Origin of the sequence: Acinetobacter sp. TSRC1-2, from assembly GCF_049895885.1 — a bacterium.
Classification (GTDB): domain Bacteria; phylum Pseudomonadota; class Gammaproteobacteria; order Pseudomonadales; family Moraxellaceae; genus Acinetobacter.
Genome location: NZ_JAFCTF010000001.1, coordinates 297017 through 312287, shown reverse-complemented (window position 1 = coordinate 312287; position 15271 = coordinate 297017). Strand labels below are relative to the sequence as shown.

Genomic DNA, 15271 nt, shown 5'->3' with positions numbered 1-15271 from the left:
GTACAACAGGATTCAATCGGCATAATATAAAACGATACGTATCGTTTCGTTTTTTGGTGGTGCTATGACTGAAGTAGAGATGGAGAAAACTTCACGCCGTAAGCAATGTATTTTGACTGCGGTGACTGCAGCATTAGAAGAATATGACTACAGTCATTTAACTGTAGAAGATATTGCGGCACGGGCAGGGGTCGGGAAATCGACGATTTACCGCTGGTGGAAGCACAAGTCTGATTTGGTTTTCGATGCTTTTAAAGAACAAACGGCTTCTGTATTTGAATTAGATTTTGGACAAAGTCTGGAATTTAATCTCAATCAGCAACTTTTAAAGTTATCCCATGCATTGAATCATCCAGTTGGGCGAGCCTTATTGGTGGTGATGGCTGAGCATCGCGAAGCTGCGGGTGAGTTTTTTAAACAGTATTTATTACCGCGCCGTGAGCAAACCCGTAAGCTGATTCAAATCGCAATTGAGCGTCATGAAATTATTGCTGAATATCCTTTTGAGCTGATGCTGGATGCGCTGTATGGGCCTATCCATTATCAAATTATTTTCTTTAATCGTATGCCCGATGAAACGTATATTCACAATTTGGTGCATCTACTCATGCAACCTGTTCTTGTTCAAAAGTAGCTCTAGCTACACTTAAGCTGATTATTATGACTGCCACGAACACCGAACGCTTATGGAATCGCTCTTTCATATTGTGTCTGGTCAACAACCTGTTTTTATTTACTTATTACTATGCACTACTGACAATTTTACCCATCTATATCATGAAAAATTTAGGTGGAACGGTTAAAGAAGCAGGTTTGGCACTGACTTTATTTCTGATCTCTTCAATTGCAGTTCGCCCATTTTCTGGATTGATTGTCGAAAAATTAGGAAAAAAAATATCCTTTCGCGGTTCCGAGTTCTTATTTGTCCTTTTTGCTTTTAGTTATTTATTTGCCGATAGCATGTGGGCTTTACTGGTGATTCGTTTTATCCACGGCATTTGGTTTAGTATATTGACTACGGTGACCGTGCCGATTGCCAATGACTTTATTCCCGATCATCGTAAGGGGGAAGGCATGGGCTATTTCGTCATGTCGACTAACCTTGCCGTGGTATTTGGACCATTGACTGCCTTAACCGTGCTGCAATTTACTAACTTTATGATGCTGTTTGCCATTTTAAGCAGTGTGATTTGTCTGGGCTTTATTTTCTGTTTAATGGTTCCGGTACAAGAAAATAAACTCGACAAATTACACAACAAGGTAGAAGAAAAGCGTTTAGGTTTTCATGACATTATTGAAATGCGCGCAGTCCCGATTGGCTTTGTGGCTTTACTGACCGCATTTGCTTATTCAAGCATTATGAGCTTCATCACCGCTTATAGTGAATCTAAGGATTTACTGACCTATACCAGTTTATTTTTTATTGTATTCGCCATTTCCATGATTGTAGTACGACCGTGGGTCGGGAAAATTTATGATCGTAAAGGTGCTAGCGCTGTCATTTATCCTTCGTTTATTTTCTTTGCTTTAGGCTTGGTGGTGGTGAGTTTTATTTCAAACCAATGGATTCTTTGGCTATCTGCTATATTTATTGGGATTGGCTATGGCTCATTATTTCCATGTTTTCAAACTTTGGCTATTCAGTCTGTACCAAAGCAGCGAATGGGACATGCAATCTCGACCTTTTTCACATTATTTGATTTAGGCATGGCCATTGGTTCAGTGATTCTGGGTCTGATCATTGCCTATTATGGTTATCAAATGACTTATCTATTCTGTGCTGTCATTACTGTGGCAACTTTATGTGTTTATAAATACACCGTTTCAGCATCACTTAAACAACCCAAATAAAGAGGTACAGCCGTGGAATTACGTCATTTACGCTATTTTGTTGCAGTGGCAGAAGAGCTGAATTTTACCAAGGCTGCACAACGCATGTGTACGGTACAGCCCTCTTTAAGCCAGCAAATTAAAGACCTTGAACAAGAAGTCGGGGTGCAGTTGTTGATTCGATCAAATCGTAAAGTTGAACTGACAGAAGAGGGCAAAGCATTTTTAAAAGAGGCGCTGTTAAGTTTGGAACATGCTGAAAAGGCCATCCAGGATGCACGTCAAATTGCCAATTTAAACAAAGACCAGCTGAATATCGGTTTTGTGCCTGTGGCTGAAATGAAAATTTTCCCCTATATCATGCCAAATATTCGGGTGCATTTTCCTGAAATAAAAATTAACTTTCATAGTATGACCGATGCTGATCAATTCAAGGCCTTAAAGAAAGGTGATATTGATATCGCTTTTACCCGCTATATTGATGAAGCCAGTGAACTTGAGCATGTACAAATTTTTAGCGAGCCTTTGGCTTTAATTATTCCGAAAGATTCGCCTATAGCCGAGCAACGTCACGTCAGTATCAAGAGTTTTAATAACCAAGATTTTATTATTAGTGATGAAATTGCTTCACCGCAGTTATATAAAATTATTACCGATTTTTTTAAGCAATCGAAACTGAATGTGAATGTGGTGCAGCAATCGACCAATATTTTATTGAATGTGAATTTAGTTGGGATGGGGGTGGGTTGGAGTTTGGTGCCTGCCTATGTCATTCCATTGTTGGGCGACAAAATTGTTGTGAAAAATACCATTGAGCCTTTACCAATGATTGACTTGTATGTCAGTTACCGTAAAGGTCAGAAAAATGAAGTCATTGAACTGATTTTAAAAATCTTAAAAGAACAGTTTTATATGGGTTTCTTTTGAAAACTTAAATTAGCATATGAAGTGCAACAGCCTGCTCTTGCAATAATACCGGACTCGGACTTTAAAATCCGAGTCTTTTTCTTGGGCGGTGATTCAACCGCTAAGTGATCTCAGCAATATAGTTATCTTACTTCCCAGCTAAATTATTCTCTGCTGCTCTTCCTCTAAGAAATTAAAATATAAGTATGGTGCGATGCTTTAAAAAAAATCAAAAGCATTATGATTAAGTTCATACCTTATAAAATAATAATTAATAGATGATCTAAAATGATTTATATTTAAAATCTAAAATAACAAGATAGGTCCAATAAAAATGATGAAGCTGTATAACAATAACCAATCACGTGGCATGACCCTTTATCCTTTGCTGAAAGAACTTGGAATTGAAGATCAGATTGAACAGATCCAAGTTCCCTATGAAGACATGCATCAGGCTGAATATTTAAAGATTAATCCCATGGGAAAAGTACCGTGTCTGGTCGATGAAGGGATCGTGATTTCAGAAGTGGCGGCAATATTTACCTATCTGGCAGATAAATACAGTGAAAAAGGTTTGGCACCGGCATTAGATGATCCTAAGCGTGGTGCATATCTGAAATGGATGTTCTTTTGTCATGGTCCCTTGACCGAATATATGGACTTAAAGAGTCTTGACGTGTCTAAAGAACAAATTGAAAAAAGAAAAACAGGCCTGGCTTTTGGTCATGAGGAAACTTTATTCGCTTTCCTAAAACAGGGCCTGCAACAGGCTAATCCGTATTTACTTGGCGAGAAAGTTTCAGCAGCAGATTTATATCTTGCTTACTGGCTGGTTTTTGCAATTTCTTTCAAAATATTGCCTTATCTGGATGAGTTTAAAACATTTATTCAACTCATCGGAAGCCGGGATTCGATGAAAGATGTACTGTGGTTTCAAAAAATAAATGCTTAGTTGAACCATAGCTTAGCATTTAAAAAATTAGGAAGGATTTAAATAAGAAAAGACCACGCTTTCGCGTGGTCAGATTTTTAAATATCATTCAGTTGATTGATTATTTTACATGGAGCTTTTTGAACAACTGCTGGCTCGCGTGGTCTAAAGTCTGTGGAATTGCAAGCGCTGCCACAAAACGGTCAGGACGTAAAATCACAACTGATTCAGACGTTTTACCAAACCATGTGCGGATATCGGTACCAATATCACCAAGGGTAATCACGCCGTCAAATTTCTTACGGTTTTCATTACCAAACTGAATTTCAGGAATGATCTGAATAAATTTAACGCCTAATTTTTTCCAGACTTGCATGGTGGTATCACTGAGTCCCCATTGTGGATCCACACCCCAGGCAATAATCGCAAAGTCGTTACCAATCACTTCATCCAGTAAAACTTGCTCACCAGACTCAAGTTTTACATGCGGCTGGATAAACATTTTACCAATAGGAGATTCTTTTTTACCATCAGCAAGCAAGGCACCAGCGTTATATTTTGGCATTGGTTTGAAACGCATTTCAAGCAAATACTGTTTGATTGGCTTGATGTAATTCAATGCGTAGGCAATACCGTCACGCACAAAACCTTGCCATTTTTTAGGTGGTGCAAGCACATGACCTGCCATCACAGAAAGATCAATCATCGCTTTGGCATGATCTTTACGTTCGATTTGATAAGAATCCAATAAATCAGGAGACGCTTTGCCTTGTACAACCAGCGCAACTTTCCAAGCCAGGTTAAAGGCATCACGCATACCGCTGTTATAACCCTGACCTTGCCATACCGGCATAATATGTGCTGCATCACCGGCAAGTAAAATACGGTCGACACGGAATTTATCGGCAATACGTGCATTGTGTGTGTAAACACGTTGACGAATCACTTCGATATTTTCAGCATTCGGTAAAACTTTAGACAGCAATTTTGCAATATTTTCTGGCTGGCTAAGCTCTTCTTGAGTTTCACCTGGCATCACCATAAATTCGAAACGGCGAATACCATGCGGAAGCGCAGCAGACACGTATGGACGTACCGGGTCACAGCATAAGTAAATGTGTGGTGTTGCTAATGGATCATTTTCAATGTCGATCACGATCCATTGGTTCGGTGCAGTTTTACCATCAAAAGCAATATTTAAAGTACGACGTACAATCGAGTTACCACCATCACAGGCAATTAAATATTTTGCTTGAATTGTTTCTTCTTTGTGGTTTTTATCTTGAATCTTTAGCGTTACGCCATTTGCATCTTGTGTAAATTCATTGAGCTGACGTGAAAAAAGCACTTCAGTTTTATCGTATTGCTTCAAACCTTGCAGTAACACATTGTCTACTTGAGGTTGAATAAATGCATTACGGCGTGAGAAACCAAATTCACGGGTAAGCGGTTGAATGTCAGCGAAACAACGGCCCTTAGGAGTTAGGAAACGCATCGCATGGTTCGGGGTAGTATGCGGCAATACTTGATCGACTAAACCAAGTGATTGAATGGTACGTAGAGATTCATCATCAATACCAATGGCACGTGGGTAGTCAATCAAACTATCCAGCTGCTCGATAATAGTGACTTGAACGCCTTGTTTGCTTAAATAGTTCGCAATCGTTAAACCAACAGGACCTGCGCCCAAGATTGCCACTTCAGTGGTGTAATTTATTTTGTTGCTCATAGCGAATGTCCATTCAATCAATTCACATTTAAGTGTATTAACGGTGAATTTGAGGGTCTAAACAAGCTATGCCATAGTAGATATGTTGAATGAAAAGAAAACAGAGAGAATTTTATTAATATTTTAAATATTTGAAAAATAATAATTATATAGATATTTAGCTATATAATTTTTTAAATGAATGATCATTTTTTTCTATCATTTATAAGAATCTTTCCTAAAATAAAAAAGCTGAATTATTAACATAATTTAGCTTTAATTTCTAAATCATTAACTTGAGCGAACAAGGTGGGGGTAATAATTTAGAGATCTGGTTTGAAAGTTATTGAACAGGTTTAGCTGGTGCTTCTTCTGCAGCAACTTCTGGAGCCGGTTGGGCAGATGTAGGCTTGGTTACAGCGCTTTCGGGGCTTACAGTTTCCGGTTGTTCTTGAGTAGAAACAATCACTTTTTCTTCTTGCGGTTGTTTATCAGCACTGGCGGCAAACGTGGTTGCAGCAGCAATGGTAAAAGTAGAAGCAAGTAATAGTTGAGTTAATTTCATTTTAAGCATCCTTTATTCTTTAAAAAGTTAGTAGATCCATATTTATCATCATATAAATATGGACAGGGCTCATGCTAAAGAGCCTTGGGCAGGGGAGCAATCAAAGCAACAAAGTGAAACAGATCGGTTAACATGAAAAAACAAGTAAGCATCTGCTGTACATTTACTGTAAAAAATGCATAAAAAATTGCATAAAAAATGTATAGAGATATTTCCATATCAGCTTTTTTAGGCCTTATTTTTACTTAAAATGAACAAACCATCAGAGAATGATGGTTTTAATAAAATTGCTGGATAGATTAAATGTAAATAAATTTTTCGAATTACGATGAAATCTTGCATCAATTTGGTCTTTTAATACGGTAAAAATAGCGTATTGATACTGACTTGAAATTAGATATTTAATTTATTTATAGAGGGTCTGAATACGTTGCCATAGATCAAGTAAAAAATTAAAGTGGAGTCTTATGCAGTTCGTATGTTGAATTACTCTTATCACAACATTGATTAATTTTCCCTCCATGTATAGCGAGTAAGTTTTGAAACTGATTTCTCCCACAAAAGCTGTCCCTACACATATCATTTCCGGATTTTTAGGCGCTGGAAAAACAACCTTACTTAAACATTTGCTGAGTCAAAAGCCAGAAAATGAAGTTTGGGCAGTGCTGATGAACGAGTTCGGACAAATTGGTGTCGATCAGCAGATGTTACCGCAAACTCAAGGCTATGAAGTTAAGGAACTATTGGGGGGCTGTCTGTGTTGCAGTAGCCAATTACCGATGCAAATTGCTTTATCCCGGTTATTGTCAGAGAGCAAACCGGATCGCTTATTTATCGAACCCACTGGTTTGGGACATCCTGCCCAATTACTGGAACAACTCACCGAACCGCATTGGCAGCAAAATATTGCGATGCGGGCTTTAGTCACGGTGGTGGATGGTTCGCGTTTGCATGATGCTGATTGGACCAAGCAAAATCTATATGCAGATCAGTTAAAAGCGGCAAATATTATTCTGGTTTCTCATGCGGATCGCATGAATTCTGTAGATGATCAGGCTTTGGTAGCATTAAAGACCGAATATCAGGCCTATCAACAAATCTGGCTGATGAGTGGACAGGGTGAAATTGTCCTTAAGCAAATTGATCTGCCTTATGTGGGTACAGAACGCAAAATGCAGCCCTTACTTAAAATTCAAAAAACATATACTGCAGGGCAAATTCTGCCTGAAATTAAGCAATTGCCTTATCATTATGTTGAGACCACGCAAGGCTATAGTGTGGCAGGTTGGAAATTACCCAAACGCTGGCAATTCGATTTTTATTCTCTATTGGATTTACTGTGTGAACAACAGGATTGGCTGCGGATTAAAGGAATTTTTAATACCAATCAGGGCTGGAAAACTTTTAACTTTAATCCGGAGCAATTTAATTATCAGTCTTCGGAAGAGGGCATTGATAACCGTATTGAAATCATTGTGCAAGATCAGCGCGACTGGCAACATTTTGAAGATCAATTATTTCAATGTCAGCTGAATTTGGATGAAACGGATAAAACAACTCAGCAAAAGTAGTCCAAATCTTATATGCTAGGCGCCAAATTTGAGGACTCTTTTATGGCGCTTAAAGCAACAATTTATAAGGCTGATTTGAATATTGCCAATATGGATGATCATCAATATGCTGATTATCAACTGACCATGGCTCTACATCCATCTGAAACCATTGAGCGTTTGATGGTGCGTATTTTGGCCTATGCGCGTTTTGCTGATGAAGCTTTAGAGTTTACCAAAGATCTGTTTGAAACCGACGAACCGGCATTGTGGCAAAAAGATTTAACCGGTCAACTGGTGAAATGGATTGAAGTTGGTAGCCCAGATGAAGATAAAGTTAAAAAAGCCAGCGCCCGTTGCAAGCAAGTGGCTGTGGTGACCTATGGTTCATCAGTCGAGGAATGGTATAAACGTAACAGCAAATTAAAAACTTTAAGCAATGTTGAAGTGTGGAAATTGTCTACAGCAACCACGGATGCACTGCCACAATTATGCGCACGCACCATGCAATTACAATTAAACGTCATGGATGGGGAATGGACGCTGATTGGCGAACACGCACAAGTAATGGTTGAATGGGAACAGTTACAGTAAATATAAGCGGGATGCGGGTTTAGGCTTGCATCCTGACTAAAAAATTGCGTATACCTTAAAATAATAAAAATGAAGAAGGGGAAAATACATGCCTCCTGATTTATATCGTTTGCTTATCGCTCTAGGTATTGGGGCAATTATTGGTGCTGAACGCGAGTATCGGAGTAAATCTGCTGGACTCAGAACCATGATTATGGTGAGTTTGAGTTCCTGTCTATTTACCATTTTGTCTTTAAAGATAGGGATAGATAGCCAAGACCGCATTGCAGCCAATATTTTGACCGGTTTGGGTTTTGTCGGGGCAGGAGTCATTTTTAAAGATGAGAACCGAATTTCCGGGATTACCACTGCAACCACAATCTGGATGACGGCAGCATTAGGCATGGCTGCTGGCGCAGGTTATGAACTGCTAAGCCTGTTTGCAACCTTGATTGTGCTGATCGTTTTAATTTTTCTAATCTATGTCCAGGAGCGTATAGAAGCCTTAAGTCAGGCACGAACTTATCGAATTATTTGCCCTTATCAACGCAAGACTTTAGATCAATATGAAGAATTATTTAAAACCTATGATATGAAGGTGGTTCGCAGTATACAGCATAAAACCGAACATCGAATGAGTGGGCGCTGGATTTTAATCGGCTCCGCTGAAAACCATAAAAAACTGACTGATTATTTGTTGAATGATTCGAATATTCATGAGCTCAGCTTTTAAATAGTGGCAGTCTAAATTATAAAGAATTCATCTGAATCCGGTTTATAATAACAATTGAAAATTTAGTGCTTAGTTTAGGTAAATGACGATGACAAATGAATTAGAAATTATTGATTTAAAAGTAGGTGAAGGTAAAGAAGCAGTTAAAGGCGCGCTGATTACTACGCATTATACGGGTTGGTTAGAAGATGGTACCAAATTTGACTCATCTATTGACCGAGGTAATTATTTTGAAACCGTGATTGGTACTGGCCGTGTGATTAAAGGCTGGGATCAAGGCATTATGGGCATGAAAGTAGGCGGCAAGCGTAAATTACTTGTTCCTGCGCATTTGGCTTATGGTGAACGGAAAATGGGCAAAATCATTCCTGCAAACTCAAACCTAATTTTTGAAATTGAATTATTTGACGTGAAAACCCGTGATTAAAATTTATTAATTTCTGATTAATAAATATCCTGCAAGATACAAGGATGAATCTTGCAGATAGGTGAAAAATTGTTTGAGTTTTCTTTTTTTATCGTTACATTGGTTAGCAGTTAAGCGTAATTTAAGGATGATTCGCTTTTTGGATAAGAACCATAATTTAATATATGTTTTGAAGTTTTTTATTATTGCATGGGTCTGCATATTCGCGTGTCAAAAATATGCATGGGCACAATATAATGCCGCGCCTGATTCTTATTATTTACAACAAAAATCACTCACTCAGGTTGAGTTTACTGAAACCAGTACCGTCCCCTTAAAAGGATCATGGCAGTATTACCCTCAACAGCTGATCGTTAAACCCAATGCAGGGTTAAAATCTGAAATGGTGAGTTTGCCGATTTCTTTTAAACAACTTACGGGTACCAATAAAAACTACGGTACCTTTATTGGACATTTTAAAATACCCAAACAATATATTGGACGTCGTATCGCCATTTTTATTCCCAACCAATATGGTGCTTACCGGATGTATTTGAATGATGACTTCATACTGGGTTTAGGAGAAGTGGGTAAAGATAAAATCAGTCACCGGACAGAAAACGCACCTAAAATAGCCTTTTTTGTCTTACAAAAAGAATATTTCACCCTGAGCATTCAAGCATCCAATTTTAATGCTCTGCATGGTGGTTTAGAAAATCCGATGCGAATTGGGCTGGGTACAACAATTTCTCGTCAGTTCCAGCAACTGATGATGAGTATTGGCTTGTTATGCGGTGCAGTATTAGGGCTCAGCATATTTACTCTGATGTTTTCAATTTTTCAGGGAAAAATCACGCGTAGCAGCATTAGAGTATTTGTGTTTGGTATTTTTATTCTGTTCCTTGCCTTACATAATTTATTTTCAGCACCTTATGCCTATACCACATTTACAAATCTTAGCTGGATTTGGGGAGTACGATTAGAGTATCTGTTTACCTATTTTACAATTGCATTTTTTCTTACTTATATGTATTTGCTCAATTGGCGTTATCTACATCCAATTGTTTATTTTGTCGCAATGTCGATATTTGTTGTTGATATTATTATCACCTTATTTACTGAACCGGAAATCTTTGAGTATTTAGTATTTTATAGTTTTTTATTTAGTCCGGTGGTGTTATTAAATTTTGCTTACGGTTTTTATCGAACGGTGAAATCAAAAGAAAAATATTCGACGATTAACTTTTGGGCCGTGATTTTATTATGTACCACTTTTCTGCATGACTTTTTGCTGACACTTAATTTAATTGATTCATTTAACCTGTCCTTTATTTCAACCAGTTTTTATGCCTTGCTGATTATGTTTCAGCAATCCAAAAATTATGCAAAGCATACTCAGTATATTGAGCAACTCAACAATAATTTACTCGAGCTGAATAGCTCTCTAGATCAGAAAGTACAAGAGCGTACCTTGCAATTACATCAGCTCAATGAACAGTTAGAGTTACAAATTCAAATTGATGCATTAACAGGTGCATTTAACCGTCGTGCTTTAAATGCTGAAATTCAGCGTTTATTTACCCTGACAAAAAATCGCACCAATAATACTTTGGCATTTGCCATGTTAGATGTGGATTTTTTTAAAAATTATAATGATTATTATGGGCATTTGAAGGGCGACGTGATCTTGCAGGATTTGGTTAAGATTATACAACGCGCCTTGCCACCTTCAGCTTATGTTGCACGTTATGGTGGGGAAGAGTTTGCAATTATTCTGCATAATGTTCCCAGTGAAGTGGTTTTAAATGTATTGCAACAGGTTTTAAATGCAGTAAGACAAGCACAATTAGAACATTTAAATAGGCCTGACCAAAAGCCATATGTGACCTTAAGTATGGGAGTATCCTGGATGGATCAAAATCATCCATATGCCGATATTCATGAACTGATGAAAGCAGCTGATGTTCAGCTGTATGTTGCAAAGAACGCAGGTCGAGATCAATACCAAGCATTTCGTTTCGCGTCAAGATCGTGAATGAGAGCAATAGGCGTTTTATTTGATGTGATGGCATTCATATTTTAAAGTCATGTTTTTATAAATCTAAGTAGTTTATTTAAATTTAATCGCATGCCTAAAAAATAGGCATGTTGTTGTGTTTTTAAAACGTTTATTTTTTATTACCCTATTATTTTTTAAGATTCATTTCAGTTTAGTGGGATAAAAAGCATGTTGAACTACTGAATGTCACATATCATAAAAAGGAAAGCACCCTAGGGATAGGCGAGGGATGGTGTTCAGAGAATAAAATGATTTTTTGAGCACCCTTTAATGAAAACTCGCTTGCTTGCAACTTTGCTTTCCACCTCTCTTTCTGCAGTTCTATTGCAGATTCCCCATTTAGCCTGGAGTCAAACGCCAGTGCATAATCCGACCCTAACGGTGATTGGTTATCATGAAATTATCAACACTAAAAGTGCACTTATTCCTGAATATGCAGTAAGTACGACCCAATTTCAGCAACATATTGATTGGCTGAAAAAAAATGGTTTTCACTTTATTAATGTTGATCAGCTTATCCAGGCTCATCAAGGGAAATATAGCTTGCCTACAAAACCGGTTTTATTAACGGTAGATGATGGCTATGCCTCTTTTTATAAAAATGCCTATCCAATTCTTAAAGCCAATAAAATTCCTGTAGTTTTGGCAGTGGTGGGTTCATGGTTAGAACCTAAAGAGAATCAAAGCATCGATTTTTCAGGTGAGCAGATTCAACGTAAAGAAATGCTGTCTTGGGCAGAATTGAAAGAGATGCAAGACAGTGGTTTAGTAGAAATTGCCAGTCATAGTTATAATTTGCATCGCGGTATTTTAGGCAATCCACAAGGCAATCTTGAACCTGCTGCTGTCACACGCTTATATGATCCTAAATCTGCGAGTTATGAAGATGATAGCCACTATCAACAGCGTATTTCTAATGATTTAAAAAAGAATAACCAATTGCTGATTGCCCATGGTTTGAAATCACCACGGGTGATGGTCTGGCCTTATGGCCACTACAATATGCAAACCGTGAAAATTGCCAAGCAGTTGGGTATGCCTGTTGCCATCAGTCTGGATGATGGTGCAGATTCGGCTAAAAGTTCACTGGGTCAGCTCAATCGTATTTTGATTGAAGGCAATATGACCACAGCGGATTTGGCGCAGGAAATTCAAAATCGTCAGCAACATTTGGGCGACAATAATCGTCCGCAAAAAATTATGCATATCGATTTAGATTACATTTACGACAAAGATCCGATTCAACAAGAACGTAATCTCGATCACCTGCTCGATCGGATTGTGGCGATGAAAGTGAATACCGTGTATTTACAGGCCTTTTCCGATCTTGATGCCAATGGCTCCGCAGATATGGTGTATTTCCCCAATCATTATTTGCCTATGCGCGCAGACTTGTTTAACCGTGTCGCCTGGCAAATTCAGACCCGGACTCAAGTCGGTCGTGTCTATGCGTGGATGCCATTACTGGCCTGGGAATTACCTAAAGATAATCCAGTTTCGCAACATCTAGTTGAAACCCAGCAAAAGGAAGATTCAGAGCATCTGAATATGGGCTATCGTCGATTAAGCCCCTTTTCACCGGAGGCGCGCAAAATCATTAGCGGGATTTATGAAGACTTGGCCAAGTCCGTGCCTTTTAACGGTATTTTATTCCATGACGATACCACTTTATCGGACTATGAAGATGCCAGTCCTGAAGCCTTACAAGCTTATGCAGCTATTGGCTTGCCGACCGATTTAGCCAAAATTCGTAGCAATGATGCAGATCTGCAAAAATGGACCGCTTATAAAACCAAATATATTGATGACTTTGCCATGCAACTGGCACAACAAGTACGTCAATATCAACCCTTTTTACTCACCGCACGTAATTTATATGCGCAAGTTGTACTTAAACCTTATGCGGAAAACTGGTATTCACAGTCTTTAGAACAATCCATCAACCGGTATGATTTCACAGCCATTATGGCGATGCCGTATATGGAGCAAGCATCCAATAGCGATGCTTTTTATCGAGATATTGTCAATCGCGTGAAGCAATTTCCAAAGGGAATCAAAAAAACCGTCTTTGAATTGCAGGCAGTGAACTGGCGAACCAATCAAAAAGTTCCATCAGATGAGATGGCGCAGACTATTCAATCTTTATATGAACAAGGTGCAATGCACGTGGCTTACTATCCAGATGATCCGATTCAAGATCATCCCAATACACAAGTGTTGCGCAAAGCCTTTGATTTGAAATCAGGCAAACTTGTTCCTTAAAAGGAATTTTATATGTCAACGCTCCAGCATTTTTGGCATTCTGCTTTGCACTTTGTCTTTTATTATCCCTTGTTCATGGCGTATTTATGGATGATTGGTGCACTGATTTTCTATTGGAAAGAACGACAAGATCCACCCTATCAACAACCTAAGCCACTGGCTGCTTATCCCAAGGTGGCGGTGCTCGTGCCTTGTTTTAATGAAGGTGATAACGCTGAAGCAACCTTAAGTCATGCCTTGTCACTGGATTATCCAAACTTTGAAGTCATTGCGATTAATGATGGCAGTTCAGACAACACCGCAGACGTCTTAAACCGTTTGGCTGGAAAGTATGAAAAGCTGCGTGTGGTGCATTTGGCACACAATCAAGGCAAAGCCATGGCTTTACAGGCGGGAAGCTTGTTGACCGAGGCTGAATATTTGATTGGCATCGACGGAGATGCCTTACTCGATCCGCATGCAGCAACTTGGATGCTTCGCCATTTTCTGAAAGATGAAACGGTCGCTGCTGTGACGGGTAATCCACGGATTCGTACCCGTTCCACTTTAATTGGTCGTATTCAGGTCGGAGAATTTTCTTCTATCGTGGGGATGATCAAACGTGCACAACGTAGTTTTGGACGACTGTTTACGGTTTCTGGTGTGATTACTGCATTTCGTAAAAGTGCGGTACATGAAGTCGGTTATTGGTCACCTGACATGCTGACTGAAGATATTGATATTACCTGGAAGCTGCAACGGGCAGGCTGGAATATCCACTTTGAACCGAATGCCTTGGTATGGATTTTAATGCCTGAAACCTTTAATGGTTTGTGGAAACAGCGCCTGCGTTGGGCCATGGGCGGGGCACAAGTGCTAATTAGAAACATGGATGTACTGTTTAAACCGAAACTGAATTTTTTATGGCCTTTGCTGTTTGAACTGATTCTGACACTGGTCTGGTCTTATTTAATGCTGTTTATGGCGATTCTCTGGTTAATACATTTTGTTGTTCCGTTTGGAATTAATGGGCTGAGTTCTCCATTTCTGCCTTACGGAACCGGTATGTTATTAGGTGCAACCTGTTTGCTTCAGTTTGCTTTAAGCAAATGGATGGACAGTCGTTATGAACCCGGACTCGGCAAAAATTACTTCTGGATGATCTGGTATCCATTTGTCTTCTGGTTGATCACGCTGTCTGCCAGTATTGTGGCATTTCCAAAAGTGTTGTTCCGTAGTGATGGCAAGTGGGCACGCTGGGTCAGTCCAGACCGCGGTATGCGTAATTCAACAGTCAATAATAAGAGTATCCTCAATGAGAAATAATTCTTTAATTATTGATGTGCGTCGTTTGTTGCCCTGGCATAAACGCTAGGCCTCCAATACCTCTACAGCAATGATGTGGGCAGTCTGGCTATTGCTGTGGCGTCCATTATTAATTGTGATGGGTGTGGTGAGTCTGCAAAAACAGCATGTGATTCATAAACTGTTTTCAGCTTTTGGTTTAGGGGTTGAACATGGGGTGAGTGCATTATTGGCATGTGTGGTCGGATTATTATTGTGCTCAAATTTTATTCCTTCCAAAGTCGTCAAGAAAACTCCAGCCAAAAAAATGTCAGATTACGTGGATCATCTTGATTTACCTGTTCAGGACATTGAGCAGGGGCGTCTACAAAAAGTCAGTGTGGTTCATCATGATGATCACGGTAAAATTATTCGGATTGAATAATGAAAAAGTTGTTTGAGTTAAATATTTAAAAATCCCGAGT

Annotated in this window: 13 protein-coding genes and 1 pseudogene; 12 read left to right on the top strand and 2 right to left on the bottom strand. The window is 38.9% G+C overall.

The genetic code is table 11. The features are described from left to right. Nucleotides 1-64: 64 nt before the first annotated feature. From ACP69Y_RS01475 to ACP69Y_RS01460, 4 genes are all read left to right on the top strand, one after another. Nucleotides 65-634: a TetR/AcrR family transcriptional regulator gene (locus tag ACP69Y_RS01475; RefSeq protein ID WP_425915526.1), complete on the top strand. Its 570-nt coding sequence runs from the start codon at nucleotides 65-67 to the stop codon at nucleotides 632-634. Nucleotides 635-660: 26 nt separating this feature from the next. Then, the gene (locus tag ACP69Y_RS01470) at nucleotides 661-1851 is read left to right on the top strand and encodes an MFS transporter (protein ID WP_425915524.1); all 1191 of its coding nucleotides are present in this window, start codon (nucleotides 661-663) and stop codon (nucleotides 1849-1851) included. Nucleotides 1852-1863: 12 nt separating this feature from the next. Beyond that, a complete protein-coding gene (locus tag ACP69Y_RS01465; RefSeq protein WP_425915522.1) occupies nucleotides 1864-2757 on the top strand; it encodes a LysR substrate-binding domain-containing protein in 894 nt (297 codons plus the stop codon). 316 nt (nucleotides 2758-3073) lie between these two features. Beyond that, entirely contained in the window at nucleotides 3074-3688 is a 615-nt protein-coding gene (locus ACP69Y_RS01460; RefSeq protein ID WP_425916054.1) for a glutathione S-transferase family protein, read from the top strand. 100 nt (nucleotides 3689-3788) lie between these two features. On the opposite strand, the gene ACP69Y_RS01455 is transcribed toward ACP69Y_RS01460, so the two are convergent. Beyond that, entirely contained in the window at nucleotides 3789-5396 is a 1608-nt protein-coding gene (locus tag ACP69Y_RS01455) for a bifunctional 3-(3-hydroxy-phenyl)propionate/3-hydroxycinnamic acid hydroxylase (protein WP_425915520.1), read from the bottom strand. A 322-nt stretch (nucleotides 5397-5718) separates the two neighbouring features. After that, nucleotides 5719-5940, bottom strand: coding sequence for a hypothetical protein (locus tag ACP69Y_RS01450; protein WP_425915518.1), 222 nt, complete (start codon nucleotides 5938-5940; stop codon nucleotides 5719-5721). A gap of 539 nt (nucleotides 5941-6479) precedes the next feature. On the opposite strand from ACP69Y_RS01450, the gene ACP69Y_RS01445 reads away from it, so the two are divergent. From ACP69Y_RS01445 to pgaD, 8 genes and pseudogenes are all read left to right on the top strand, one after another. Next, nucleotides 6480-7511: a CobW family GTP-binding protein gene (locus tag ACP69Y_RS01445; RefSeq protein ID WP_425915517.1), complete on the top strand. Its 1032-nt coding sequence runs from the start codon at nucleotides 6480-6482 to the stop codon at nucleotides 7509-7511. A gap of 42 nt (nucleotides 7512-7553) precedes the next feature. Further along, the gene (locus ACP69Y_RS01440; RefSeq protein WP_425915515.1) at nucleotides 7554-8084 is read left to right on the top strand and encodes a YaeQ family protein; all 531 of its coding nucleotides are present in this window, start codon (nucleotides 7554-7556) and stop codon (nucleotides 8082-8084) included. A gap of 88 nt (nucleotides 8085-8172) precedes the next feature. Further along, nucleotides 8173-8796, top strand: a complete 624-nt coding sequence (locus tag ACP69Y_RS01435) for an MgtC/SapB family protein (RefSeq protein ID WP_425915513.1) — start codon at nucleotides 8173-8175, stop codon at nucleotides 8794-8796. A gap of 88 nt (nucleotides 8797-8884) precedes the next feature. Next, nucleotides 8885-9223 (top strand): FKBP-type peptidyl-prolyl cis-trans isomerase, encoded by a 339-nt coding sequence (locus ACP69Y_RS01430; protein WP_067724328.1) that lies wholly within the window; start codon nucleotides 8885-8887, stop codon nucleotides 9221-9223. Between the two features lie 127 nt (nucleotides 9224-9350). Beyond that, entirely contained in the window at nucleotides 9351-11237 is a 1887-nt protein-coding gene (locus ACP69Y_RS01425; RefSeq protein WP_425916052.1) for a diguanylate cyclase domain-containing protein, read from the top strand. 294 nt (nucleotides 11238-11531) lie between these two features. Then, on the top strand, nucleotides 11532-13523 hold the full coding sequence (pgaB, locus tag ACP69Y_RS01420) for a poly-beta-1,6-N-acetyl-D-glucosamine N-deacetylase PgaB (RefSeq protein ID WP_425915511.1): 1992 nt from the start codon (nucleotides 11532-11534) through the stop codon (nucleotides 13521-13523). A 12-nt stretch (nucleotides 13524-13535) separates the two neighbouring features. Then, nucleotides 13536-14828, top strand: a complete 1293-nt coding sequence (gene pgaC / locus ACP69Y_RS01415) for a poly-beta-1,6-N-acetyl-D-glucosamine synthase (RefSeq protein WP_425915509.1) — start codon at nucleotides 13536-13538, stop codon at nucleotides 14826-14828. Beyond that, nucleotides 14818-15231 (top strand): annotated as a pseudogene (gene pgaD, locus ACP69Y_RS01410) (poly-beta-1,6-N-acetyl-D-glucosamine biosynthesis protein PgaD). The gene pgaC and the pseudogene pgaD overlap by 11 nt, the downstream one beginning before the upstream one ends. The last annotated feature ends 40 nt before the right edge of the window (nucleotides 15232-15271 follow it).